The organism is Pinisolibacter aquiterrae, from assembly GCF_019160155.1.
Taxonomy (GTDB): Bacteria; Pseudomonadota; Alphaproteobacteria; order Rhizobiales; family Ancalomicrobiaceae; genus Pinisolibacter; species Pinisolibacter aquiterrae.
This window is the reverse complement of record NZ_JAFNIH010000019.1, coordinates 316,067-340,963: the sequence shown is the minus strand read 5'-3', so window position 1 is coordinate 340,963 and position 24,897 is coordinate 316,067. Positions and strand designations below refer to the sequence as shown.

Genomic DNA, 24,897 nt, shown 5'->3' with positions numbered 1-24,897 from the left:
GTTGACAGGAGCGCCCATCCCCGGCATTCCCACCCACGTACGCGCGGAACGGCCGCGCGCGCCCTCGATGCTCCCGAGAACGCCCATGTCCGCTCATCTTCCGGCGCACGACAGCGCCGCCGATCCCGTCGCCCGTCGCCGCACCTTCGCGATCATCTCGCATCCGGACGCCGGCAAGACGACGCTGACCGAGAAGCTGCTGCTCTTCGGCGGCGCGATCCAGCTCGCGGGACAGGTGCGCGCCAAGGGCGACCGGCGGCAGACGCGGTCGGACTGGATGGGGATCGAGAAGGAGCGCGGCATTTCGGTCGTGACCTCGGTCATGACCTTCGAATATGGCGGCCACGTCTTCAACCTGCTCGACACGCCCGGTCACGAGGACTTCTCGGAGGACACTTACCGGACGCTCACCGCCGTCGACGCCGCCGTGATGGTGCTCGACGCGGCCAAGGGCGTCGAGGCGCGGACCTTGAAGCTGGTCGAGGTGTGCCGTCTGCGCGACATTCCGATCGTCACGTTCATCAACAAGATGGACCGCGAGACGATGGATCCGTTCGAGCTTCTCGACGACATCGAGAATTCGCTCGCCCTCGACACCACGCCGAAGTGCTGGCCGATCGGGCGCGGCAAGGCCTTCGCCGGGACCTACGATCTCGACACGAACACCATTCGCCTGAAGGACGCGGAAGAGAGCATTCCGGTCTCCGGGCCGGACGATCCGCGCATCGAGGCGCTGCTGCCGCCGCACGACTTCGCCCAGTTCAAGGACGAGGTGGAGCTGGCGCAAGGGGCGGCCAAGCCCTTCGTGCTCCAGTCCTTCCTCGAGGGGCACATGACGCCGGTCTATTTCGGCTCGGCGCTCAGGGACATGGGCGTGCAGGATCTGATCGACGCGGTCGGCCGCTTCGCGCCGCCGCCGCGTGAGCAACACGCGGCGAGCCGGGTCGTCGAGGCGAAGGAGCCGAAGATGAGCGGCTTCGTCTTCAAGATCCAGGCGAACATGGATCCGAACCATCGCGACCGCATCGCCTTCATGCGGGTCTGCTCGGGCAAGCTCACGCGCGGCATGCGGGTGAAGCTCGTGCGCACCGGCAAGACGATCGGGCTCACGGCGCCGCAGTTCTTCTTCGCGCAGGATCGCTCGATCGCCGACGAGGCCTTCGCCGGCGACATCGTCGGCCTGCCCAACCACGGCACGCTGCGCATCGGCGACACGCTGACCGAGGGCGAGGATCTGGTGTTCCGCGGCGTGCCGTCCTTCGCGCCGGAGATCCTGCGCCGGGTCCGCGTCGCCGACGCGATGAAGGCGAAGAAGCTCAAGGAGGCGCTCCAGCAGATGGCGGAAGAGGGCGTCGTCCAGGTGTTCCAGCCGCGCGACGGCTCGCAGCCGATCGTCGGCGTGGTCGGCAACCTCCAGCTCGACGTGCTCAAGGAGCGGATGGGGGCGGAATACGGGCTCGAGATCTCGTTCGAGCAGACCCGTTTCGCGGTGGCGCGTTGGGTCACGTCCGACGAGCCGGCCAAGGTCGACGAGTTCGGCCGGCGCGACACCTCGGCCATGTGCACCGATCTCGACGGCGACCCGGTCTATCTGGCGACTTCGACCTTCGCGCTCAAATACGAGCAGGATCGCTGGGACATGCTGAGATTCACCGACGTCAAGGACTACCAGAAAGGGTAAATCCCGCGACCACGGGACGCGGTCGACTCACGCAGAGTTCATTGGAGCCCCCTCGTCCCGTGTGCGATGCAGCATGGGTGGAAGGCGCCCCGCAGAGAGCACGGTGGCGTCGACGGAGAGGTGTGTTTCATGAAGACCTTGCAGATTCTCGCCCTGGTCGGCCTGACGGCCGGCGTCTCGGTCGGTGCGGCCTTCGCGGCCGACGCGCTCGGCGAGCGCCAGACCATCCTCAAGGGCTTCGGCGACGAGACCCGGCCGGTGGTGGCGATGATGAAGGGCGAGGCGCCGTTCGACCTGGCCAAGGTCAAGGCGACGCTGGCGACCTACGCGGAGGGGGCGGCCAAGCTGCCGGGCCTCTTCCCCGACAACTCCCGCACCGGCAAGACCGAGGCGTCGCCGAAGATCTGGGACGAGAAGACCAAGTTCGACGGGATCTTCGCCAAGCTGAAGACCGACTCGGAGACCGCCTCGGCGGCGATCACCGATCAGGCCTCGTTCAAGGCGAACTTCCCCAAGGTGCTGGGCAACTGCAAGGCCTGTCACGACGACTATCGCGTCAAGAAGTGAGGCGAGCCATGACCGACGCCACCGTTTCGTCGTCCGCCGCGCCGCAGGTTCTCGCCTGGGACGGGCCGACGCGCCTCTTCAAATGGGCGCTGGTGGCGACGGTGGTCTCGGCCTGGGTCTCCAACAAATACGGCGCCGGCAACGTCGCCTGGCACGTCTGGAACGGCTACGCGGTTCTGGTGCTGGTGGTGTTCCGGCTGCTGTGGGGACTGGTCGGGGGATCGACGGCGCGGTTCGCGGGGTTCCTGCGCGCGCCGCTCGCGACCATCCGCTACGGGCTCGATCTCCTGCGCGGGCGCGAGGCCCACTACCTCGGCCACAATCCGCTCGGCGGGTGGATGGTGATGGTACTGCTCGGGCTCGCGGCGGTGATGGGGCTCTCCGGTCTCTTCAACGCCGACACCGATCGGATGATCATCGAGGGTCCGCTCTCGGCGAAGCTCTCCGATGCGGCGGTCTCTCTCGCCCATCGGATCCATCATCAGGCCTTCGATCTCCTGCTGATCGCGATCGTCCTGCATCTGGCGGCGGTGGCGTTCCACTCCGTCGTGAAGAAGGAGCGGTTGGCGCCGGCGATGGTGACCGGCCGCAAGCCGGCGCGTGATTATGCCGACATGGCCGCGGCGACGCCGGGGTCGATCGGGCTGGCGATCGGCTGTCTCGTCGCGGCCGGACTGATCGTCTGGGGCGGGATCTGGATCGCCCGCTGACGGGCGGCGAACGCGCATCGACAGACACGAAAACGGGGGCCGTCGGCCCCCGTCTTCCTTTCGCGCCCATCTTCCTTTCGCGATCGTCGTTTCGATCACGCGGGATGGGCGGCGAGGAATTCCTCGACCTCGGCGCGGGTCGGCACGCCGGCGCGGCCGCCGAAGCGCGAGCACTTGATCGCGGCGACGGCGGAGGCGAAGCGCAGCGCCTCGGGTTCGGGCATCTTCTCGGCGAGCGCGAGGGCGAAGGCGCCGTGGAAGGTGTCGCCGGCGCCGAGCGTGTCGACCGCATGGACCGGGAAGGACTGGAGGCGGCGGACCCGCTCGCCGTCGAGCCAGAGCACGCCGCCGGAACCGAGCGTCACGGCGATGAAGGCGTCGGTGACCTTGCGCATGGCCAAGAGGCCCTTGGTCGGGTCGGAGAGGCCGGAGGAGCCGCGCAGGCCCGGGGTGCCGAAGACGACGTGCGAGGCGGCACGGATCATCTGCGGCGCATCGCCCTCGGCGCGGTCGCCGTCGAGCACGCCGGGAATGCCGCGCTTCTTGGCGGCCTCGAGCAGGGGCACGGCGATCGAGGGATAGCGGTCGTCGGTCATCACCGCGTCGACGTCGGCGACGAGGGCGTCGGGGTCGTCGATCTCGGGCGGCGCGACCTGGGGCGGATGCCAGGTCAGAATGGTGCGTTCGCCGTCGCCGTCGACGATCGAGGAACAGACCGGGGATTCACGGCCGGGAATGCGCAGCATCTTGGAGGTGTCGACGCCCTCGGCGTGCAGGCCGCGGATGATCATCTCGCCGATCAGATCGTCGCCGAGCGGCGCGAGAACCTGGCCCTTGCCGCCGAGACGGACCACCGCGACCGCGGCATTGGCACCGGAACCGCCGCCGATCGAGATGAAGTCCTTGGCGCGACCCTTGGTGCCGCGCGCGGGCGCCGCGTCGAAGCGGTAGATGAAGTCCTGCACGGCGGCGCCGGCGACGAGAACGGTCGGCATGTCGAAATCTCACTCCCAATTCAGCAAGAAATTTCTAGCACGGCGGCGATTACGATTTCGAGAGTCATTCTCTCCCGTCGGGAGCCTTGCGTAAGTCCTCCGACGGATCAGGCGGGGTCGCGGCGGCGGGTGCGCAGCGCCGGTTTGCGCGCCAGCGGCGAGGCCTGGGTGGAGGCTTCGGCGGCCTCGGAGAGCTCGCGGCGGAAGACGTCGCGCTTCTCGTGGATCGAGGCGATGATCGGTCCCATGGCGATGCCGAGGCCGACCAGCGCGGCTTCCGAGAGCTGGAGACTCGCCTCGATGGTCTCGGGGACGGCGTCGGTGACGCCCTTCTTGTAGAGACGGCGGGCGTGGCCGGCGTCTCGGGCGCGGACAACCAGCGGCACGGTGGGGCGTTCCGCGCGCACCGCGTCGACGATGGAATCGACGGCGGTCGGGCTGTCGACGGTGACGACCACGGCCTCGGCGTCGGCGACGCCGCAGCTGCGGAGGAAGAGCGGATTGGTGACGTCGCCGAAATAGACCGGCCGGCCGGCGCGGCGCCCCTCGGCGACGTTGGCGGTGTCGAGGTCGGCGGCGATCCAGGAGATGCGATGCTCGTCGAAGAGATCGGCGACGAGGCGGCCGACGCGGCCGAAGCCGACCACCACGGCGCGGGCGGCGTGATCCTCCGGCGGGGTGACGAGGGCGACGGGGTCGGGCGGCGAGCGGCGAACGATCTCCTGCGACACGCGCTTGCCGGCGGTGTCGAAGAAGGGGATCGCGGCCATGGAGAGGCCGACCACCGCGACCACGAAGGTGGCGGTCTCCGCATCGACCACCTTCAGCGACTCGGCGAGGCCGACGACGATGAAGGCGAATTCGCCGCCCGGGCCGATCAGCAGCGCGGTCTTCAGGGCGTGCGCCCGGTCGATGCCGAAGACGCGGGCGCCGAGGCCGGTGACGAGGCCCTTGACGAGCACCAGCGTCACGGCGCCGGCAGCGATCAGGATCGGGTGGGCGGCGAGGAAGTCGAGATCGACGGTCATGCCGACCGAGAAGAAGAAGACGCCGAGCAACAGGCCCTTGAAGGGCTCGATCATGGTCTCGATGGCGCGGCGGTATTCGGTCTCGGCGAGCAGCAGGCCGGCGACGAAGGCGCCGAGCGCCATCGACATGCCGACCAGCGCGGTGACGACGCCGGTGCCGACCGCGACGAAGAGGATCGTCGCCATGAAGAGCTCGACCGATCGGGTCTCGGCGACGACGCGGAAGAGCGGCTTCAGCGCCAGCCGGCCGATCACCACGATGGCGGCGACGGCGAGGACGCCCTTCGACAGGGCGACGCCGAGATCGAGCCAGACCGAATGACCGGAACCGCCGCCGCCGAGCTGCTCGACCATGATGAGGATCGGCACCACCGCCAGATCCTGGAACAGCAACACCGCGAAGGCGGTGCGGCCGGTGATCGAGGCGAGGCGCTTCTGTTCGGCGAGAACCTCGATCACCACCGCGGTCGAGGAGAGCGCGAGACAGGAGCCGAGGACGAGGGCGGCGGCCGGGGGCTGGCCGAGGCGCAGCGCGAGCGCGCCGAGCAGCATCGCGGAGAGCACCACCTGGAGACCGCCGAGGCCGAAGACCAGACGTTTCAGGGCGGAGAGGCGGGCGAGAGAGAGCTCGAGCCCGATCACGAAGAGCAGGAAGACGACGCCGAAATCGGCGATCCCGGCGATCTCGCCGCGCTTCTCTATGGTGATCCAGCCGAGGGGCGGCACGACGTCGGCGAAACGGGCGAGGCCGTGCGGCCCGAGCACCGCGCCGGCGAGGAGAAAGCCGAGCACCGAGCCGACCTTGAGGCGATGCATCAACGGCACGACGACGCCGGCGGTGCCGAGCACCACCAACGCATCCTTCATCACCGTCAGTTCGATCGCCGCTCCGGCCATGACTCTATCGACCCCTTCGAATCTCGCACTGCAATACTCCCGTGCAGACTGGACCATGGCAGGTGGGGAGGGTAGGCCGCAACCGCGACCCTGCTCAGGCGACGGTGAGGCCGTGCGTGGCGAGATCGTCGGCGAAACGCTCCGGCGAGGTGAAGGCGACCGCCTTCATGCCGACGGCCCTCGCGCCGAGGACGTTGTCGGGATTGTCGTCGACGAAGAGGCAGGTCGCCGGATCGAGCCGGTTGCGTTCGAGCAGGACGCGGTAGATCGCCGGATCCGGCTTCACCAGCTTCTCGTGAGCGGAGACGACGGTGTCTCGAAAGCCGCCGAGGAAGGGGAAGCGCTCCAGGCATTCGGCGAATTTCTCGGAGGAGAAATTGGTGATCGCCCAGGTCGCGACACCGGCGGCGCGCAGGGCCTCGAGCAGGGCGACGCTTCCCTCGATCGCGCCGGGGACCATCTCGTGCCAGCGGAGATCCCAGGCGCGGATCTCGGTCGCCCATTCGGGGTGCCGGGCGATGCCCTCGGCGATGCCCTCGGCGAAGGAACGGCCGCGATCCATCTCGAGGTTCCAATCGGGGCTGCAGACCTCGCTCAGGAACCAGTCGCGCAGCGCCGGGTCGGGGAAGAGGCGGGAATAGAGGAGCTTCGGATCCCAGCGGATCAGCACGTTGCCGATGTCGAAGACGACGTTGGTGACCGCGGTCATGAAGGATCCTCGAGGTGACGGGGTGGGGGAAAGGACGCGGCCGCGAGCGGGTGGCTCACGGCCGGGCGGACGATGCCGCATGTCCATGACGATCGCGGGACGGCTCAGCGTCCGCGCTTCAGGTCGGGGTGGAGCGCCTTCACCAGCATCTTGTTGTCGCGGCCGATGACGTGCTCGGTCGAGCCGACGATGAGCGGGTCCGGCCCGGTGACGATGCCGTAGTCCTTGTTGGGATAGGGCATGGTCTGCAGGAAATGCTGCATGCACTCGAGGCGGGCGCGCATCTTGTCGTTCGACTTGACGATGTGCCAGGGCGCGTCGGCGGTGTCGGTGTAGAAGAACATCGCCTCCTTGGCCTCGGTGTAGTCATCCCACTTGTCGAGCGAGGCGCGGTCGATCGGCGACAGTTTCCACTGCTTGAGCGGATCGTGCTCGCGGCTGTCGAAGCGGCGCTTCTGTTCCTCGCGGGTGACCGAGAACCAATATTTGTAGAGGCGGATGCCGGAGCGGGTCAGCATGCGTTCGAATTCGGGCGCCTGACGCATGAACTCGAGATATTCGGTCGGGCTGCAGAAGCCCATGACGCGCTCGACGCCGGCGCGGTTGTACCAGGATCGGTCGAACATCACGATCTCGCCGGCGGCCGGCAGATGGGTGATGTAGCGCTGGAAGTACCACTGGGTGCGTTCGCGCTCGGTCGGCTTCTGGAGGGCGACGACGCGGGCGGTGCGCGGGTTCAGGTGCTCGGTGAAGCGCTTGATGGTGCCGCCCTTGCCGGCGGCGTCGCGCCCCTCGAACAGCATCACGACGCGCTCGCCGGTCTCCTCGACCCAACGCTGGAGCTTCAGCAACTCGCGCTGGAGCTCGAGCTTGTGCGCCTCGTAGGTCTTGGCGCGCATCTTGGTCTTGTAGGGGTATTCGCCGCTCTCGAAGACATGGGCGATGGCTTCCGGGTCGCGGCGCATCTCGGCGAGGATGTGACGGGTCTCGCCGCCGTCGCGCTTCTCGATCCCGGCCGGGGCGGCGGGCGCGGGCTCGGTCGCGGTGGGCTCGGCCGGCGCGGGGAGAGGGATGACCTCGGCGGACGGGGCCTCGGAGACGTGGACCGGCGGAGCCGGGGGCTCGGGCGAGGCGGGGGGCGGTGCGGTCGTCTCGGCGGGGGGGCGGCTCGACGCGGCGGGTCTGCGACGGGATCGGGGAGAGGGGACCTGCTTGGGTGCGGTCTCGGAGCCTTCGGTATCGCCAGTATCGATCGCGGTGGTCATGCGGCCCCTCGTTTCGGGTTTCGGTGCGCGAACGATACGGCGGATCGCGGGGAACCGTCGCGTCGTCGTCGGTTCGGCCGACTCTTCGCCTGCCGCTACGATAGGTCGCAGTGGTCACGAAGACATTGCGCCGGATCAACCCAGTCGCGCGTCGTGACAATCGCAGTCACAGATGACGCGATCGAGACTGCCGAATTCCGGAGCGCGGCCGCGCGTCAGCGTGACGTAGCCGCATTTGGGCACGGAGACCCAACTGTCGCAGGCCTCGTCGATCGGCTCGGACACGACGATGGCGCCGTCGTCGCGGGTCGAGAGATAGAGGGTCGGCGGAAACGGGTCGGACGACCAGCGGAAGGCCCAGAGCCGTTCGCCGTCGGTGAGGCAGGCGGCGAAGCGGAAGGCCTCGGTGATGCCGGCGGCCTTCTGCAGATCGAGGACGTGGTGGATGGTGCGGGCGACCGCGCCGACCGGGTCGGTGTCGAGCCCTTGCGCGAAGGCGGCGAGGAAGAAGGCCTCCGAATCGGTGGACCCGACCCGGCGCTCGTAGAGCGCGTCGGGGATCAGCGCCTCGACGCCACGGCGGATCTTCTTGTGACCACCGATCTGGCCGTTGTGCATGAACATCCACTTGCCGTGGACGAAGGGATGGCAATTGACGCGGGCGACGGCGGCCTCGGTGGAGGCGCGGACATGGGCGAAGAACAGCGGCGAGCGCACCTGGGCGCAGATCGATCGCAGGTTCTCGTCCGACCACGCCGGCAGGGTCTCGCGGTAACAGCCGGGCACGGGGCGTTCCCCGTACCAGCCGATGCCGAAGCCGTCGCCGTTGGTCGGCGTCTTGCCCTCGTGGGCGGAGAGCGCCTGATGCACCAGGGAGTGCTCGGGGCGACAGACCAGATCCTCGAGGAGGATCGGGCTGCCGGTATAGGCGAGAATACGACACATGGAACGGGTGGCCCTCGCTGGCCCGATGGATTGCGTCGAAAGGAGAGTATGGAGAACCAGATGTTTACGAAACAGTAACCACGAGAAAATTCCCGTCGACGATGAGCCGCCTTGCGCAAATGGAATCTCTTTGCGGCGGTTTCATGGTGCGCCGCCGTACGATCGGCGGTGATTGCATCCTAAAGTTGTTTCTTGTAGATTGTTCTCCTCTCTCCCCATCCTCCGGGATCGACGATGGAGGCCCCGCATGCGACGCCTCTGGATTCTCGCCGTACTCGTCTTCGCGTGTCTGACGGCATCGTCGGTGCCGCATGCCGGGCGGCTCCCGTTCGCCCCTTCGGGCGCCGCCGTCGCCCAGTCGGCGCCGCCGGCCACCGATCTCGGCGCCGCGCGCCGCGCGATCACCGATCAGGAGGCCGAACGCCGCGAGGCGGCGAAGGCCTGGATGCCGGTGCCGACCGTCGACCCCGAGGTCGAGCGTTTCAAGGCGTTGCTCTCCGCCGGTCTGGTTCTGGTCGTGTGCGCCTTCGGCCTCGCCGTCATCCTGATCATGACGACGGCGACCAGGGGTGGTTCGAAGGACCAGTTGCTGCGCTCGCTGATCATCGTGGTGATCGTCGTCTCGTCGCTGGTGCTGATCGTCGCCGGCTTCACCAACGAGCAGATCGCGCCCGCCTTCGGCCTGTTCGGCACGATCGTGGGCTACATGCTGGGGCGGCTCAATCAGAATCCGGACGAAGGAAAGCCGGCGCGACCGGCCGGAGAAGGCGAAGCGCCCAAGGGGATCTAGCGAGGGCTGCGGGCGCGCCTCGGCCCGGTGGCGCGCGACATCGGGGGAGATCCGCATGCGGCGTTCTGTTTTCCTCTCGACTTGGTTCGTCGTGGCCCTGTTCGGGGGCGAGGCCCTCGCGCAGACCCTGTCCCATGAGATGTCCGGCCGAGCCGGCCGATTGACGCCGAACTTCGGGGCCGACCTGCAGGTGCTGGTGCCCCGCCGCGACGGCGGCGAACGCATCCTCGGTTTTCCCGGACATGTCGCGGTGGGGGCGCCGATGACCGTCATCGATCCCGCCGCGGTGCCGGCGACGATCGTCCGTCAGGTCTGTCCGGAGTGTTTCTTCGGCGACGCCGCGGCCCGGCCGGTGCTGGTCGAGATCGTCCCGAACGGCAGAGACGGCGCGGCGCCCGGCACCTTCCGGTTCCGCCGCCTGCGCGATCCGGTGGTGGCGCCGGGCTTCGTCGCGGTCGTCAACCATCTGCCGGTTCCGGTCCACCTGCGCGCCAAATGGGGGGCTGGCGATCTCGTCACGCTGCCTCCGGACCGGCTCGAGATCCTGGCGGTCGGGGGCGAGAGCGGGACGGCGGTGGTCGAATACACGGTGGGCGAGGAGACGCTGCGGCTCGATCTCGACGTCGGACGCGTGAACCACCTCGTCCTCATGGACGGCAAGGAGCGGCTCGCGGTTCTCGGCCGGTGAAACGGCGGGATTTCATTGCTCGCCGACGGTTCGGACGGTAGAAGGACCTGGATCGACACGGGGAGCGGCGCGGAAGACGCGAACGCCGGCCGTGGTCCCCCATTCCAGACGGCGAGCGGCGAACTCCACATGGCGTCCTATCAGTACATCTATTACATGCACGGCCTGTCGAAGGCCTATCCCGGGGGCAAGAAGGTCCTCGACAACATCCACCTCCAGTTCTTCCCGGACGCCAAGATCGGCGTGCTCGGCGTCAACGGCTCGGGCAAGTCGACGCTCCTGAAGATCATGGCCGGGCTCGACAAGGAGTTCACCGGCGAGGCCTGGGTGGCGCAGGGCGCGACCGTCGGCTATCTCGAACAGGAGCCGCAGCTCGATCCGGCGAAGTCGGTCGTCGAGAACGTCATGGAGGGCGTCGCCGCCAAGAAGGGGCTGGTCGACCGCTTCAACGAGATCTCGATGCAGCTGGCGGAAGACTATTCCGACGAGCTGATGGAAGAGATGACCACGCTCCAGGATCAGATCGATCACCAGGGCCTTTGGGATCTCGACAGTCAGGTGGAGATGGCGATGGACGCGCTGCGCTGTCCGCCGGCGGATGCCGACGTCACCGCGCTGTCGGGCGGCGAGCGCCGCCGGGTGGCGCTGTGCCGGCTGCTGCTCTCGGCGCCCGACCTGCTGCTGCTCGACGAGCCGACCAACCATCTCGACGCGGAATCGGTGGCGTGGCTGGAAAGCCATCTGCGCGACTACAAGGGTGCCGTGCTGATCGTCACCCATGATCGCTACTTCCTCGACAACGTCACCTCGTGGATCCTCGAGCTCGATCGCGGCCGCGGCATTCCCTACGAGGGCAACTATTCCGCCTGGCTCGGCCAGAAGCAGAAGCGGATGATCCAGGAAGGCCGCGACGAGGAGGGCCGCCAGCGCTCGCTCGCCCGCGAGCAGGAGTGGATCTCGGCCTCGCCGAAGGCGCGTCAGGCCAAGTCCAAGGCGCGTATCCAGCGCTACGAGGAGCTGGTGCAGAAGGCGGCCGAGAAGCAGGTCACCACCGCCCAGATCATCATTCCCGTCGCCGAGCGGCTCGGCAACAACGTGGTCGACTTCGAGCATCTGTCGAAGGGCTACGGCGACCGCCTGTTGATCGACGACCTCACCTTCAAGCTGCCGCCGGGCGGCATCGTCGGCGTGATCGGTCCCAACGGCGCCGGCAAGACGACGCTGTTCCGCATGTTGACCGGGCAGGAGAAGCCCGACGGCGGCACGATCACCGTCGGCGAGAGCGTCAAACTCGGCTACGTCGACCAGTCGCGCGACGCGCTCGATCCGAAGAAGACCGTGTGGGAGGAGATCTCCGGCGGCAACGACGTGATCTATCTGGGCAAGCGCGAGATCAACTCCCGCGCCTATTGCTCGACCTTCAACTTCAAGGGCGGCGACCAGCAGAAGAAGGTCGGCATGCTCTCGGGCGGTGAGCGCAATCGCGTCCACCTCGCCAAGATGCTGAAGACCGGCGCCAACCTGCTGCTCCTCGATGAACCGACCAACGATCTCGACGTCGAGACCCTGCGCGCGCTGGAAGAGGCGCTCGAGGACTACGCCGGCTGCGCCGTGGTCATCTCGCATGACCGCTGGTTCCTCGACCGTCTCGCCACCCACATCCTGGCCTTCGAGGGCGACAGCCACGTCGAGTGGTTCGAGGGCAACTTCCAGGACTACGAGGCCGACAAGGTGCGCCGTCTCGGCGCCCAGGCGGTCGAGCCGCATCGCATCAAGTACAAGCCGCTGACGCGGTGACGGACGCGGACATCGCGGAACCGAAGAAAAAGAACCGGCGAGATCGCTCTCGCCGGTTCTTCGCTGAAAAGACCTACTGACAATGGTGTCCGTCGGACGACGTGTCCGACGGCGGTATCATCCGCAGTGATTGCAATGTTACCATGACGTTTCCGCCGGGAACGAGTCCGCAATACCCTCGATCCGAGTAAAATTGAGGCATTGCTCGTGCCTCTGCGCGAGGCGAGGGGGGCGGGCCGCGGTGCACGCCGATGGTTCGGCCGCGAATTCGGGCGTCTTCGATCTCCCGTCCGCCCGCGAAACATGCTACGCCGCCGGGTCCCGATCCCCCCGTTCTCCACGGACCCCGTCATGACCGATCTCACCCGCCGCTTGCCCGCCTCCTGTTGGTCCGTTCTCGACGGCGAACTGGCGCTCGAAGGCGTGAAGGTCTCCGAGGTCGCGGCGGCGGTCGGCACGCCGTTCTATCTCTATTCGACGCAGCGTGTGCGCGAGAATTATCGCGGGCTCGCCGAGGCGCTGGCGCCGCTCGGCGTCTCCGTCCATTACGCGATGAAGGCCTGCGCCAACGTCGCGGTGGTGTCGATCCTGGCCGCGGAGGGCGCCGGCGCCGACATCGTCTCGGGCGGCGAACTCACCCGGGCGCTCGCCGGGGGCATTCCGGCCGCGCGGGTGGTCTTTTCGGGCGTCGGCAAGACCGATGCCGAGATCGCCCAGGCGCTGAAGGCGGGGATCCATCAGATCAACGCCGAATCCTACGAGGAACTGTGGCGGATCGATCGGATCGCCGGCGAACTCGGGCTGGTCGCGGACGTGGCGCTGCGGGTCAATCCGGACGTCGATGCCGATACCCACGCCAAGATCACCACCGGCAAGCGCGACAACAAGTTCGGCGTCGACGCCGATCGGCTCGGCCGGCTCGACAACGAGCTGAAGGCGATGGGCAACATCCGGCTGGTCGGGCTCGCGGTGCACATCGGCTCGCAGATCCTGGCGACCAAGCCCTTCGCGGAGGCCTACCGCCGCATGGCGGGTCTGGTGCGGGGCTTGCGCGAGCGCGGCCACACGATCGAGCGGCTCGACCTCGGCGGCGGTTTCGGCATTCCCTATCAGAACGAGCTGGCGCCGACGCCTTCGGAAATCGCCGCGACGATCCGCGAGACGGTCGGCGATCTCGGTTGCGCGCTCGCGGTCGAGCCGGGGCGGTCGATCGTGGCGGATGCGGGCGTGCTGGTCACCCGGGTCGAATTCGTCAAGGACGGCGGCGAGATCCGCTTCGCGGTGGTCGATGCCGGCATGAACGATCTGATGCGCCCGGCGATGTACGACAGCCACCACGACATCGTGCCGGTGAAGCTGCCGGAATCGGATATCGAATACCTCGCCTACGACGTGGTCGGGCCGATCTGCGAATCCTCCGACACGTTCGCCAAGCGGCGGGCACTTCCGCCGCTCTCGGCCGGCGATCTGGTGGTCCTGGCGACGGCGGGCGCCTATGGCGCGACCATGGCCGGCACCTACAACGCCCGCGCTCTGGTGCCGGAAGTGCTCGTGGATGCGGGACGTTTCGCGGTCGTGCGGCGCCGGGTGAGCCTCGAGGAGCAGCTCGGCTGGGAGGCGATGCCGGCCTGGGTGACGCGATGAATCCGAGCGTGCGACGCCGGGGAACCCGATCGAGTCCGAGATTGCGAATAAGGATCATTTACCGAAGCTGCTAACAGCCCCTTCAAACTTTGCTGCCATATCGAAGATCGTATGACAGTGGAGTCGGGGCATGCCCATCTTCGATAGAAAACGCCGCACCTCTCTCTGCGGTATCGGTCGGCGGGTCGGATCGAAGACTTTGTTCGACCGTTTCCTCGCCGATCGCGGCGGGCAGATCGTGGTGATCGTGGCCCTGGCGGCCCTGCCGATGATGATGGGCATCGGCATGGCGATCGACTTCTCCCGCGCCTCGAGCGCCCGCGCCGAGATGCAGGCGGCGATGGACGCGGCGGTGCTCGCCGGCGCCAAGGACGGCACGACGTCGTGGACGACGGTGGCCGACAAGACCTTCACCGGCGCGCTCGACACGAGCGTGAACGTCACCTCCAAATCCTTCGGCTACGACGCCGACGGCAACTACAAGGGCACGGCGGCGGCGTCGCTGGCGACCTCGGTCGCGGGGCTCTTCTCGGTCGACGCGCTGGCGCTGCAGGTGACGGCGACGGCGGTGAAGCCGGTGACGGCCAACAAGGTCTGTATCCTGCTCCTGAGCACGACCGCGACGCCGGGGCTGCTGCTCAACAGCGGCGCCAATCTGTCGGCGCCCGATTGCCAGGTGGACGTCAAGTCGACCGGCAATCCCGCCGCGACCTTCAACGCCGGCACGGTCTTCTCCACCAAGAAGACCTGCGTGGCGGGCTCGCAGGTGCTCGACAACGGCGGCAGCCATGCCTCGCTCGCCAAGAGCTGCACCACGGCGGCCGATCCCTTCGCCGGGACGCTGCCGGTGCCGGCCTCGGCGACTTGCACCTATTCCAATCAGAACGTCAACGGCGGCACGATCACGGCCTATCCGGGCGTCTATTGCGGCTGGCAGAACCTCAACAACGCCCCGACGGTCAATTTCCAGCCCGGCGTCTACGTCTTCAAGGGCGGCGGCGTCAACGTCAACGGTGGCACCTGGAACGGCACCGGCGTGACCTTCTATTTCGCCGACACGTCCTACATCCAGTTCAACGGCACGGTGAAGCTCAATCTGACCGCGCCGACGACGGGCACCTACGCCAATCTCCTGTGGTACGAGGCGTCGAACCTCGCGAAGACCTCCTTCACGATGAACGCGACCAACGGCGCCAACATGGAAGGGCTGATGTATCTGCCGAGCCGCAACCTGACCCTCAACTCGGGCGCCAGCGTCTCGTCCAACAAGCTGACCATGGTGCTCAACACGCTCATCATGAACACCGTCAACTGGACGCTGGCGTCGAGCGACAAGCCGATCTCGGCGGCGAGCGGATCGGTCGGCACGTCGAGCATCTATCTGAAGCGTTGATCGCGGGCGTCGCCACGCGGCGCGCGGAGACGAAAAAAAGGGGCCCTCGTCGGGCCCCGTCTTCTTTCGGCTCGGCGAAGAGCGAGGATCTCACGCCGCCGGCGCTTCGGTTCCTGCGCCGCCCTGGAACTGGAGACGGGCGAGACGGGCGTAGAGGCCGTCCTCGGCGACGAGGCGCTCGTGGGTGCCTTCCTCGACGATGCGGCCGTCGTCGAGCACGAGGATGCGATCGCATTCGAGCACGGTGGCGAGGCGGTGGGCGATCACCAGAGTGGTGCGGCCGACCATCAGGCGCTCGAGCGCGGTGTGGACGAAGGCCTCGCTCTCGGCATCGAGGGCGCTGGTGGCCTCGTCGAGGAGGAGGATCGGCGCGGCGCGGAGCACGGCGCGGGCGATGGCGATGCGCTGGCGTTGACCGCCGGAGAGCGTGACGCCGCGTTCGCCGACCTGCGTCGCCCAGCCCTCGGCGAGCTTCGCGACGAATTCGTCGACGAGCGCGGTCCGGGCGGCCTCGATCACCTCGGCGTCGGTGGCGTCGCGGCGGCCGTAGCGGATGTTCTCCATGATCGTGTCGGCGAAGATCACCGTGTCCTGGGGAACGATGGCGATGCGATCGCGCACCAGCGTCGGATCGGCGGTCTTGACGTCGACGCCGTCGACGAGCACGCGGCCGGAGGCGGGATCGTAATAGCGCAGCAGCAGATGGAAGAGCGTCGACTTGCCGGCGCCGGAGGGGCCGACAAGGGCGACCTTCTCGCCCGGCGTGACGGTGAGGTCGACGCCGTCGAGGACGCCGCGATCGGGCGCGCCGGGATAGGCGAAGCGGACCGCCTCGAAGCGGACCTCGCCGCGCGGCGGCGTCGGCAGGGCGACCGGGTTCGCCGGGGCGGCGATGGTGGGGGTCTCGGCGAGGAGCTCGGAGAGGCGCTCGGCCGCGCCGGCGGCCTGGGAGATCTCGCCCCAGACCTGGGAGAGTTCGCCGAGAGCACCGGCGGCGAAGACCGAATAGAGCACGAATTGCGACAGCGTGCCGGGGGTCAGGCGCCCGTCGAGCACGTCGCGGGCCCCCGTCCACAACACCGCCACCACAGAGCCGAACACCATGAAGATGGCGACGGCGGTCAGAAAGGCGCGCGCCTTGGTCGAGGAGCGGGCCGCCTCGAAGGCGCGCTCGACGGCGGCGCCGAAATGGGAGACGGCGGCGCCCTCGTTGCCGAAGGCCTGGAGCGCGCGGATGCCGCCGATGCTCTCGGAGGCGAAGGCGGCGGCGCCGGCGAGCGTGTCCTGGGCGAGGCGCGAGCGGGCGCGGACCTTGCGGCCGAAGGCGACCAACGGCAGCACGATGAAGGGAATGGCGAGCAGCACATAGGCCGACAGGCGCGGGCTGGTGACGACCATCATCGTCACGGCGCCGAGGAAGAGGAAGAGATTGCGCAGCGCGATCGAGGCGGAGGCGCCGACGGCGGCCTTGATCTGGGTGGCGTCGGCGGTCAGGCGCGAGACGATCTCGCCGGAGAGCGAGCGGTCGTAGAAATCGGCCGAGAGCCGGGTCACGTGCGCGAAGACCTGGCGGCGCAGGTCGGAGACGATGCGCTCGCCGAGCCAGGTGACGAGATAGTAGCGAGTGGCGGAGGCGAGGGCGAGGGCACCGGCGAGCACCATCAGGACCGCGAAATAGCGATCGATGAAGGCGCTGTCGGCGGCGGAGAAGCCGTGGTCGATCATCCGCCGGACCGCGAGCGGCAGGGCCAGCGTGACACCGGCGGCGGCGATCAGGGCGGCGAGGGCGGCGAAAGCATGACCGCGATGATGCGCCACGAGGGGGAAGAGGGCCTTGAGGGGGCGGACGGAACGGCGCTGAGCGGGCCGGCCGGAGGCATCGGTGGTGTTCGCGGATCTCGCCACTGTCTCAGGGTCCTCGTCGAGGGCGCCCGAAGTCGGCTCGGAGCGCGGGAAGGGTTTTCCTTGAACTCTTCGAAGCGTCGGATCAAGTCCCGACACCGTGATTTCGGCCCAAGCCCGCGGCGAACGCGGCGGGAAAGCGCGTGACGGGGCGCCACTCGCCCTTGTTCCCCTCGTTCAATTGAGCTATGTACGCGCCCGAACCGACGAGACGGCTACGTCGCATGCGCCGACGCGGCCTCGTCTTCGTTGCGATCTCTTTGGACACGATCACGTGATCGCTCTCGCTCCGCATCGACGATGCGCGTCCTGCGAGGTGGGTCACCAGAGTGGGGCAGTCACGATGAAGCAGGGCATCCATCCCGACTATCACACCATCAAGGTGGTGATGACCAACGGCACCGAGTATTTCACGCGCTCGACCTGGGGCAAGGAAGGCGACACGCTGAACCTCGACATCGACCCGAGCTCGCATCCGGCCTGGACCGGCGGCTCGCAGACGATGCTCGACCGCGCCGGCCGCATCTCGCGCTTCAAGGACAAGTTCAAGGGCTTCGGTCTCTGATCGACCCGAACGACGTCGACGACATGAGGAACCCCGGTCGAGAGGCCGGGGTTTTTTCACGTCCTTGCGACGGGGTGGGAGCTGCGCCCCGATCATGCGACGGAGGGGGCGTCGCGCCGCCGGGGGCTCAGTCGGCCTCGAAGGCGCGGGCGAGGAGGCCGAGCTGGTCGGCGACGGGATTGGGAACGGCCTCGCGGGCTTGCGGCTCCTCGGCGGTATAGATGGCATCGTCGAGCTTGCGGATGCGTTCCTGGAGGCGGCGCGAGCGGTCGACGAGATCGCGCAGCGTCTCCGGCACCTCGTCCCAGCCGGGGCCGGTGCGCTCGGGGCGGTCGCTCTCGATGCGGACCTTGGCCTTCTCGAGGCCGGCCTGTTCCTGGGTCATCTCGCCTTCGTTGACGGCGCGCTGGAGCAGGAGCCAGGAGGCGAGCTGCATCAGGCGGGTGGTCAGGCGCATGGATTCGGTCGCGTAGATCAGGGACGCCGCGCGCGACAGGCCACGGCTCTCGCTGCGGCCGGGGCCGTCGAGATAGGAGGCGGTCTCCTCGACCAGCGCCATGCCCTCACGGAACAGCGCGCGGAAGGTCTCGGAGCCGGCAAAGCGCGTCGCGAAGTCGACGGTCTCGCCGCCTTCGGGGCCTCGATCGGTCGGAACGTCCCGGTTCATCACCCATCTCCTCGTCGCGTCGCCGACGGTCTCCGCGTGGGACACCGATCTTCGATCCTTCCGGCATAGCAGCCGCGATGCCAGAACCGCAGCCGAACCTCGGACTTCCCTCTACTTTTCGAAGACAGGGTTAACGCCGGGGCGCATTCCGGCGCCGGAGCGCGGCCGTCTCGAAAAATCGAGAGCCGCGGGTCGCGCGGCTCTCGCGCAAGTCTCATGGGAGGCAACGAGCCGAGTGGCGAACCACTCGAAATCCGGATGACCGGACCCCACGATGATCGTTCGGAAACCTTAATCGACGGTGAAATCGTGGCTATTCTCAGGCGTTTTGCACCGTCTCGGGACAGGGGGCGCCGGCGCTTCGACGATTCGTCCCTCGACGGGATCGAGAGCGGAGACGGCGGCGGCGGGGATATTCGCGAGGGCCGTCTTCGCGGTCGCAAAAAAGTCACGAGTCGTTGCGAGGAAGCGGCCGCGAAGCGACGGCTCGGGCCTTCCTCGCCGGTGGCGGCCGGTCGAGGGACGGGTTAACCAAGTCGATGTCGTGACGTGGACGAGTAGAGCGGCGCGCCATGACCTTAAGCTCCGCGCAATACTCGATCGGTACAATTCGAAGACAAACAGACGGATCTTCGAAGGGAAGATCCGGAGAACAACCCGAGGGCAACCATCATGATCGCCGGCCAACGCGTCAACCCGAACGAACTCCTCGGAAAGGCTCGGCTCTCGGTCTGCGAGATGACCGATCTCATCGCCGCCATGGTTTCCGATCTGCCGACCGTGAAGTCCGTCGCCGTCGACGGCGCGGGCGGCGAGATCTCGGTCTCGCTGGTGACCGGCAAGCGCATCGGCATCGCCGCCATTCCGGTCGCTCACGCGATGAACGAGTCGATGAACAGCCGCCTGCAGGCGCTGGACGACCTCTTCAAGCGCTGCGCCTGATCCTTCTTCTCGGCGAAGGACTCTCCCGACGCGAGGCGTCGGCTGCGAGGCTCGCCGCCGGATTCGTGACGACCGACGCCGGGCGAACCTTCGCCCGGCGTTCATCGTTCAGAGGGGGGCGAACCTTCGCCCGGCGTTCTTCGTTCAGAGGGCGGCGAACCCTCGCCAGGGGGTCTTCGTTCATGGACCGGGGGAAGGCGCGACGGCCCCAACCGGGCGCCATTCGAGCACCAGGGTCGGCAGGCCGGAGCGGGGATTGCGGCCCTCGCCGGTGACCGCGAAGCCCTGCCGGCGATAGAAGGCGACGGCGCGGGGATTGTCGGCGTTGACGTCGAGGCCGATGCGGGCGGGCGAGATCCGGCGGGCGGCATCGATCAGGGCCTCGGCGATGCCGGCGCCCCAGAACGCGGGGTGGACGGCGATCTGATCGAGCCAGCCGGTCGCGGGATCGATCATCACGAAGCCCATCGCCTCGCCGACCTCGGAGAAGGCCACCCGCACGGCGACGCCCTTGTCTCCGGCCGCGGCGAGGCGATCGGCGATCCAGGGGCGGCGTGCCTCGAAATCGATCTCGGGCAGGGTGCGCGCCCAGGAGGCGACCCAGAGGTCGACCACCTCGGCGCCATGGGCAGGGACGTAGGCGACGATCTCGCGCAAGGTCCGGCGCAGGCGGTCCTGTTTCCTCAGCCACGGTTTGCGGCGCTTGCCGGCGATGCCGGGCGGGTAGCGGATCGGCGGGGCGGAGGCGGGGGCATCGCTCATGATCGGCTCCGAGGAGGCGCGGGGTCAGCGATCGGTCAGGCGGATCTCGATCCGGCGATTGCGAGCATAGACCTCCTCGGTCTTGCCGTCCTCGAGCGGCTGGAACTCGCCGAAGGCGGCGGCGACCAGGTGCTTCGGCGAGACGCCGTCCTCGACCAGACGGCGCACCACGGCGATGGCGCGGGCGGCCGACAATTCCCAGTTGGAGGCGAAGCGGCCGCCGGCGGCGATCGGCCGATCGTCGGTGTGGCCGTCGATGCGCAGCGTCCAGGGCACGTCGGGGGGGATCTCGCGCTCGAGATCGCGCACGGCCCCGGCGAGCCGGTCGAGCGCGGCCTTGCCCTGCTCGTCGAAGGCATCGGAGCCGACCGGGAACAGAACCTCCGACTGGAACACGAAGCGGTCGCCGACGACGCGGATGTCGGGGCGGTTGCCGAGGATCTCGCGCAGGCGGCCGAAGAAGTCCGAGCGATATTGCTGGAGTTCCTGGACGCGCTGGGCGAGCGCGACGTTCAGGCGCTTGCCGAGATCGGCGATCTTGGTCTGGCTCTCCTTGTCGCGGTTCTCGCTGGCGTCGAGGGCCTGCTCGAGCGCGGCGATCTGGCGGCGCAGGGCCGAGATCTGCTGGTTGAGCAGTTCGATCTGGGCGAGGGCCTGGGCGGAGAGGCGCTTTTCGGCGTCGAGAGCGACGTCGGCGCCGGCGCGGGCGTCGGCCCCGGCGACCGCGCCCTGTTGCAGCGCGGTCAGACGCGACTGGAGCTGGTCGCGCTCGGCGGTCGCCTCGGCGAGGCCGGCGCGCAGACGCGAGGCCTCGCCGTCGAGTTCGGCGCGACCGCCGCGCTCGAGCGACAGGAGCTCGGTCAATTGCGCGATCTGCTTCTGCAGTTTGACGAGGGCGTTGTCCTTGCCGGAAATCTCGCGCGACAGGAAGAACTGCGCGAGCATGAACACCGACAAGAGGAAGACGATCACCAGCACCAGAGTCGACAGCGCGTCGACGAAGCCGGGCCAATAGTCGAAGGGCGTGTAACGACGGCGGGCGGAGCGCATCGTCACCTCTCGTCGGTCTCGCGGGAGCGGGGGGCGAGGCCGTCGGCGATGCGCTCGAGCGCGGCGCGGGTGGCGCGGGCCTCGTCGGACTGGCTGTCGATCAGGGTGCGCATCTGCGCCTGTTCGGAGCGGACCTGCCCGACCAGCTCGCGCAAGGATTCGGAGAGATCGACCAGAGCGGCCGCGGTGTTGCGGCCGCCGCCGCCGTCCTGGGCGGCGCGGGCGAGGCGATCGATCGAGGCGCGCAGGCTCTCGGTGGCGCCACCGGCGGCGGGGCTCGCGACCTCGAGATCGGTCTCGGCGGCGAGCCAATCCTCGAGTTCGTTGTAGAAGCGGTTCTGCGCGGCGCCGGCCTGGAGGTCGAGGAAGCCGATCACCAGCGAGCCGGCGAGGCCGAACAGCGAGGACGAGAAGGCGATGCCCATGCCGGCGAGCGGCCTGGCGAGGCCGCTCTTGAGGTCCTCGAAGACGACGCCGAGATCACTCGCCCCGGCGTTCAGCGTCTTCAGCGTGTCGCCGACCGAGGAGACCGTCTCGGAGAGGCCGGTGAAGGTGCCGAGCAGGCCGAGGAAGACCAGGGTGCCGGCGATGTAGCGGGTGATCTCGCGGGTCTCGTCGAGGCGCATGCCGATCGAATCGAGGATCGAGCGGTTGACCGCCGGGGTGAGCCCGGTGGTTCCGCGATCGCCGATCAGCGCGGCCATCGGCCCGAGCAGGCGCGGGCGGGCGAGCGTCGAGGTGTCGATGTCGCCGCGCCGGAAGGCGTTGACCCAGCGCACCTCGGGGAAGAGCCGGACCACCTGACGCATCGCCAGGAGAATGCCGAGGGCGGCGACGAAGAGAATGAAGCCGTTGAGGCCGGGATTGGCGTGGAACGCCGTGATCGCCTGACGCTGCAGGATCACCCCGACGAAGCCCGCGATCACCAGGAAGATCACCATCCGCCACAGGTAGACCTGAGGACTGGAGAGACGTTCGTGTTCCAGATCGCGAGCCATTCCAGACCTCTCGTCGGTTCCGTCGCCAGCATGACCGGCGACGGGGATCGACACAAGCACGCAGCCTGCGTCACGGCCATGACATCCGCGAGCGTCGGTCGGGCCGGGTCAGGCCTTGGCGAGCAGGGTGGCCAGACGCTTGTGCACGTTCTCGTTGCCGGCCATCACCGAGCCGGTCTCGAGCATGCGGTCGCGGCCGGAGAGGTCGGTGACGAAGCCGCCGGCCTCGCGGATCATCAGGATACCGGCCGCCATGTCCCAGGGTTTGAGGCTGCGCTCCCAGAAGCCGTCGAGGCGGCCCGAGGCGACCCAGGCGAGGTCGATCGAGGCGGCGCCGCAGCGGCGGATGCCGGCGACCTCGCGCATCACGGTACCGGCCTCGGCGAGGAAGCGGGCGTGATCGCCGTGACCGAGGAAGGGAATGCCGGTGCCGATCACGCATTCGTGAAGTTCGCGCCGGGCGGCGACGCGCAGGCGGCGATCGTTGACGAAGGCGCCGGCGCCGCGTTCGGCGACGTAGAGCTCGTCCATGATCGGGTTGTAGATCACGCCGGCGACGATCTGGTCGTTGCGCTGGAGCGCCACCGAGATCGCGAAGATCGGGATACCGTGCAGGAAGTTGGTGGTTCCGTCGAGCGGGTCGACGATCCAGGTGTGGGTCGGGTCGGTACCCTCGACGACGCCGCTCTCCTCGAGCAGGAAGCCGTAACCGGGGCGGACGCGGGCGAGTTCGTCGCGCAGGATCTGCTCGGCCTTGCGGTCGGCGGCGGAGACGTAGTCGGCCGGTCCCTTGTGGGAGACCTGGAGGTTCTCCACCTCGCCGAAATCGCGCACCAGCGAGCGACCCGCCTTGCGGACGGCGTCGACCATGACGTTGAGGAGTGCCGAGCGTGCCATCGATCGTTCCATGCTTCTGGGTTCGGCCTCTCGTCACCACGAAACGCCGCCCGGTTCAAGGGGGAATGCCGTTCAGGGCCGCTTCGGGGCGGCGTCGGCGGGGGATGTGGGGCGGGGCTGCGGCGTTTCGTCCGCTTCGAGGTCGACGCCGGCGCCGCGCGCGGCGATGCGGTCGGCCTCCGCGACGGCGCGGCGGCGCGCCTCGTCGGAGAGATCGGCGAGGCGGGTCTCGAGCCAGATGTCGGGCAGGCCCTGGCGTTTGGCGAGCGTGTGCCAGGTGAGGGCGGCGACGGGATCGGGCGCGCTGCCGATGCCGACGGCGTACATGCGCGCCAGCCGATTGCGGCCGATGGCGTTGCCGCGCAGCGCCGAGCGATGGAACCAGACGAAGGCGTTCTCGGGCGACTTGGCGACGCCGCGTCCGTTGAGCAGCATCAGGGCGAAGTCGATCTCGGCCGCCTCGAAGCCGGACATCGCCGCCTCACGCATCCAGCGAGCGGCGGTGAGGGGATCGTGGCGCGGGTTCTCCTCGTCGGAGAGGAGAGTCGCGTAGGCGTATTGCGCCTCGATGTTGCCGAGTTCGGCGGCACGTTTCAGCCAGGCCGTCGCCTTTTCCGGGTCGTGCGGCGCGGTGCGACCGTCGAACATCATGATCGCGCCGTTGTAGAGGGCGATCGGCTGATCCTGCGCGGCGGCGGCGGAAAAGAGCTTCCAGGCCTCGCCGAGATCCTTCGGCATGCCGCGCCCGGCGACATACATCTGGGCGAGCGCCGAGCGAGCCTCGCGATCCCCCTTGTCGGCGGCGAGGCGGTACCATCTGGCGGCCTTGGCGAGATCGACGGGGATGCCGATGCCGCCTTCGTAGAGCGTGCCGATCATGGTCATGGCGGCGGTGTCACCGGCCTCGGCGCGGGGAATGGCGAGCGACAGGGCGCGCAGCCACAGGCCGCGCTGGAAGGCGGCATAGACCGGATCGGGATCGTCCTCGCTCGGTGGCGGCGAGGGCGACATGGTCGGGCCGTGGAGCACGCGCTCGGTCGACTCGGGCAGGGTCGGCGCCAGCCGGGGCGCCAGGGCTCCGGGCGGCAGCGGGGCGGGCGGCGCCTTCGCGTCGGACCGATGCGGCGCGGTCCGCGCCTTGGCGGGGGTCTCGGCCCGGGCGTCGCGGCCGAGCGCCGGCAGGCCGAGGAGGGCGAGCGCGGCGACGGCGAGGGCGAGCGAGGAGCGCGGACGCGACGACATCGGCGGCCTCAGCTCTCGGGTTCGACGGCGGCGAGACGCGCGCTCGCCTCGCGCACGGCCTCGGCCGGTCCGCGCGGATCGTTCCAGATCGCGTCGCGCAGCGCGACGAATTCGGCGCCGGTCGCGGCGGCCTCGTCGCAGGAGAGAAGCGTCGACCCGCCGAGGAGGACGACGGGCGGTTCGAACAGCGGCGTCCACCATTCGGCGAGGTCGAGCGCGCGGCGGGCGGCCTCGGGCTCCTCGGGGCGGTCGAGATCGCCGAAGAAGACGTAGTCGACCTCGGTCTCGCCGGCCTCCATCGCCTCGTGGCGGGTCTCGAGGCCGCCGACGCCGACGATGCCGCCGGGGTGGAAGGTGTCGAGGGCGGCGCGCAGGTCGGCCATGCCGGTGTCGATGTGGACGCCGTCGGCCTTGGCGCGACCGCCGGCGCGGGTGTCGTTGCGCACGAGGACGGCGACGTCGGCCGCTTGGGCGATCGGCGTCAGGTGATCGGCGGCGCGGCGGCGGTCGGCGTCGGAGGCGGTCGGCAGATCGATGATCAGCGAGGCGACGTCGCCGGCCGCGACCGCCGCCTCGAGGCTCGCGGTGAAGCTCGCGAGATCGATGCTGCGCGGGGTGACGAGACAGAGACGGGCCACGGGCGGTTCCTCGAATGAATGGGGCTCCCGAGGTTCAAGTCCCTTCGGGCCACGATGTCAAATCGCCCGCGAATTCGGCGCGGGTAAGGCGGGCACGGACGACGAACGGCCCGGACGGTGAGGTC

At 68.6% G+C, this 24,897-nt stretch carries 23 protein-coding genes; 10 read left to right on the top strand and 13 right to left on the bottom strand.

What is annotated here, in order from left to right; translation table 11 throughout:
* Positions 1–85 precede the first annotated feature (85 nt).
* From J3S89_RS05910 to J3S89_RS05900, 3 genes are all read left to right on the top strand, one after another.
* On the top strand, positions 86–1,681 hold the full coding sequence (locus J3S89_RS05910; protein ID WP_217926541.1) for a peptide chain release factor 3: 1,596 nt from the start codon (positions 86–88) through the stop codon (positions 1,679–1,681).
* A gap of 129 nt (positions 1,682–1,810) precedes the next feature.
* The gene (locus J3S89_RS05905; RefSeq protein ID WP_217926540.1) at positions 1,811–2,248 is read left to right on the top strand and encodes a c-type cytochrome; all 438 of its coding nucleotides are present in this window, start codon (positions 1,811–1,813) and stop codon (positions 2,246–2,248) included.
* Between the two features lie 8 nt (positions 2,249–2,256).
* Complete coding sequence (locus J3S89_RS05900; RefSeq protein WP_217926539.1) at positions 2,257–2,958, top strand: cytochrome b/b6 domain-containing protein; 702 nt, start codon at positions 2,257–2,259, stop codon at positions 2,956–2,958.
* Positions 2,959–3,053: 95 nt separating this feature from the next.
* Here the strand turns inward: J3S89_RS05900 and J3S89_RS05895 are convergent, their stop codons facing one another.
* The 5 genes from J3S89_RS05895 to J3S89_RS05875 all read right to left on the bottom strand — a co-directional run bounded on the left by J3S89_RS05895 (position 3,054) and on the right by J3S89_RS05875 (position 8,797).
* Complete coding sequence (locus J3S89_RS05895; RefSeq protein WP_217926538.1) at positions 3,054–3,953, bottom strand: PfkB family carbohydrate kinase; 900 nt, start codon at positions 3,951–3,953, stop codon at positions 3,054–3,056.
* 107 nt (positions 3,954–4,060) lie between these two features.
* Complete coding sequence (locus J3S89_RS05890) at positions 4,061–5,878, bottom strand: cation:proton antiporter domain-containing protein (RefSeq protein ID WP_230489250.1); 1,818 nt, start codon at positions 5,876–5,878, stop codon at positions 4,061–4,063.
* A gap of 94 nt (positions 5,879–5,972) precedes the next feature.
* Complete coding sequence (locus J3S89_RS05885; RefSeq protein WP_217926537.1) at positions 5,973–6,587, bottom strand: HAD family hydrolase; 615 nt, start codon at positions 6,585–6,587, stop codon at positions 5,973–5,975.
* Positions 6,588–6,691: 104 nt separating this feature from the next.
* Positions 6,692–7,852 (bottom strand): polyphosphate kinase 2, encoded by a 1,161-nt coding sequence (ppk2, locus tag J3S89_RS05880; protein WP_230489251.1) that lies wholly within the window; start codon positions 7,850–7,852, stop codon positions 6,692–6,694.
* A 135-nt stretch (positions 7,853–7,987) separates the two neighbouring features.
* Entirely contained in the window at positions 7,988–8,797 is an 810-nt protein-coding gene (locus J3S89_RS05875) for a class II glutamine amidotransferase (protein ID WP_217926536.1), read from the bottom strand.
* A gap of 247 nt (positions 8,798–9,044) precedes the next feature.
* On the opposite strand from J3S89_RS05875, the gene J3S89_RS05870 reads away from it, so the two are divergent.
* The 5 genes from J3S89_RS05870 to J3S89_RS05850 all read left to right on the top strand — a co-directional run bounded on the left by J3S89_RS05870 (position 9,045) and on the right by J3S89_RS05850 (position 15,109).
* Complete coding sequence (locus J3S89_RS05870; protein ID WP_217926535.1) at positions 9,045–9,587, top strand: hypothetical protein; 543 nt, start codon at positions 9,045–9,047, stop codon at positions 9,585–9,587.
* 55 nt (positions 9,588–9,642) lie between these two features.
* On the top strand, positions 9,643–10,275 hold the full coding sequence (locus J3S89_RS05865) for a hypothetical protein (protein ID WP_217926534.1): 633 nt from the start codon (positions 9,643–9,645) through the stop codon (positions 10,273–10,275).
* A gap of 129 nt (positions 10,276–10,404) precedes the next feature.
* The gene (gene ettA, locus J3S89_RS05860; RefSeq protein ID WP_217926533.1) at positions 10,405–12,072 is read left to right on the top strand and encodes an energy-dependent translational throttle protein EttA; all 1,668 of its coding nucleotides are present in this window, start codon (positions 10,405–10,407) and stop codon (positions 12,070–12,072) included.
* 351 nt (positions 12,073–12,423) lie between these two features.
* On the top strand, positions 12,424–13,716 hold the full coding sequence (gene lysA, locus J3S89_RS05855; RefSeq protein ID WP_217926532.1) for a diaminopimelate decarboxylase: 1,293 nt from the start codon (positions 12,424–12,426) through the stop codon (positions 13,714–13,716).
* A gap of 199 nt (positions 13,717–13,915) precedes the next feature.
* Positions 13,916–15,109 (top strand): TadE/TadG family type IV pilus assembly protein, encoded by a 1,194-nt coding sequence (locus J3S89_RS05850; RefSeq protein ID WP_217926531.1) that lies wholly within the window; start codon positions 13,916–13,918, stop codon positions 15,107–15,109.
* Positions 15,110–15,199: 90 nt separating this feature from the next.
* Here the strand turns inward: J3S89_RS05850 and J3S89_RS05845 are convergent, their stop codons facing one another.
* Positions 15,200–17,014: an ABC transporter transmembrane domain-containing protein gene (locus J3S89_RS05845; RefSeq protein WP_230489252.1), complete on the bottom strand. Its 1,815-nt coding sequence runs from the start codon at positions 17,012–17,014 to the stop codon at positions 15,200–15,202.
* 340 nt (positions 17,015–17,354) lie between these two features.
* Between J3S89_RS05845 and rpmE the strand changes: the two genes are divergently transcribed.
* Positions 17,355–17,576 (top strand): 50S ribosomal protein L31, encoded by a 222-nt coding sequence (gene rpmE / locus J3S89_RS05840; protein ID WP_217926530.1) that lies wholly within the window; start codon positions 17,355–17,357, stop codon positions 17,574–17,576.
* Positions 17,577–17,703: 127 nt separating this feature from the next.
* On the opposite strand, the gene rcdA is transcribed toward rpmE, so the two are convergent.
* Complete coding sequence (gene rcdA, locus J3S89_RS05835) at positions 17,704–18,243, bottom strand: protease adaptor protein RcdA (protein WP_217926529.1); 540 nt, start codon at positions 18,241–18,243, stop codon at positions 17,704–17,706.
* A 672-nt stretch (positions 18,244–18,915) separates the two neighbouring features.
* On the opposite strand from rcdA, the gene J3S89_RS05830 reads away from it, so the two are divergent.
* Complete coding sequence (locus J3S89_RS05830) at positions 18,916–19,185, top strand: hypothetical protein (RefSeq protein ID WP_217926528.1); 270 nt, start codon at positions 18,916–18,918, stop codon at positions 19,183–19,185.
* Between the two features lie 180 nt (positions 19,186–19,365).
* On the opposite strand, the gene J3S89_RS05825 is transcribed toward J3S89_RS05830, so the two are convergent.
* The 6 genes from J3S89_RS05825 to J3S89_RS05800 all read right to left on the bottom strand — a co-directional run bounded on the left by J3S89_RS05825 (position 19,366) and on the right by J3S89_RS05800 (position 24,772).
* Positions 19,366–19,947: a GNAT family N-acetyltransferase gene (locus J3S89_RS05825; RefSeq protein ID WP_217926527.1), complete on the bottom strand. Its 582-nt coding sequence runs from the start codon at positions 19,945–19,947 to the stop codon at positions 19,366–19,368.
* Between the two features lie 24 nt (positions 19,948–19,971).
* Positions 19,972–21,003: a peptidoglycan -binding protein gene (locus tag J3S89_RS05820; RefSeq protein ID WP_420801352.1), complete on the bottom strand. Its 1,032-nt coding sequence runs from the start codon at positions 21,001–21,003 to the stop codon at positions 19,972–19,974.
* The gene (locus J3S89_RS05815; protein ID WP_217926526.1) at positions 21,000–21,995 is read right to left on the bottom strand and encodes a flagellar motor protein MotA; all 996 of its coding nucleotides are present in this window, start codon (positions 21,993–21,995) and stop codon (positions 21,000–21,002) included. Before J3S89_RS05815 ends, J3S89_RS05820 begins: the two co-directional genes overlap by 4 nt.
* Before the next feature lie 108 nt (positions 21,996–22,103).
* The gene (locus tag J3S89_RS05810; protein WP_217926525.1) at positions 22,104–22,892 is read right to left on the bottom strand and encodes an inositol monophosphatase family protein; all 789 of its coding nucleotides are present in this window, start codon (positions 22,890–22,892) and stop codon (positions 22,104–22,106) included.
* A 72-nt stretch (positions 22,893–22,964) separates the two neighbouring features.
* Positions 22,965–24,134 carry a tetratricopeptide repeat protein gene (locus tag J3S89_RS05805; RefSeq protein WP_217926524.1) on the bottom strand — a complete coding sequence of 390 codons (1,170 nt, stop codon included), beginning with the start codon at positions 24,132–24,134 and terminating at the stop codon, positions 22,965–22,967.
* 8 nt (positions 24,135–24,142) lie between these two features.
* Positions 24,143–24,772: a thiamine phosphate synthase gene (locus J3S89_RS05800; RefSeq protein WP_217926523.1), complete on the bottom strand. Its 630-nt coding sequence runs from the start codon at positions 24,770–24,772 to the stop codon at positions 24,143–24,145.
* Positions 24,773–24,897: the final 125 nt, after the last annotated feature.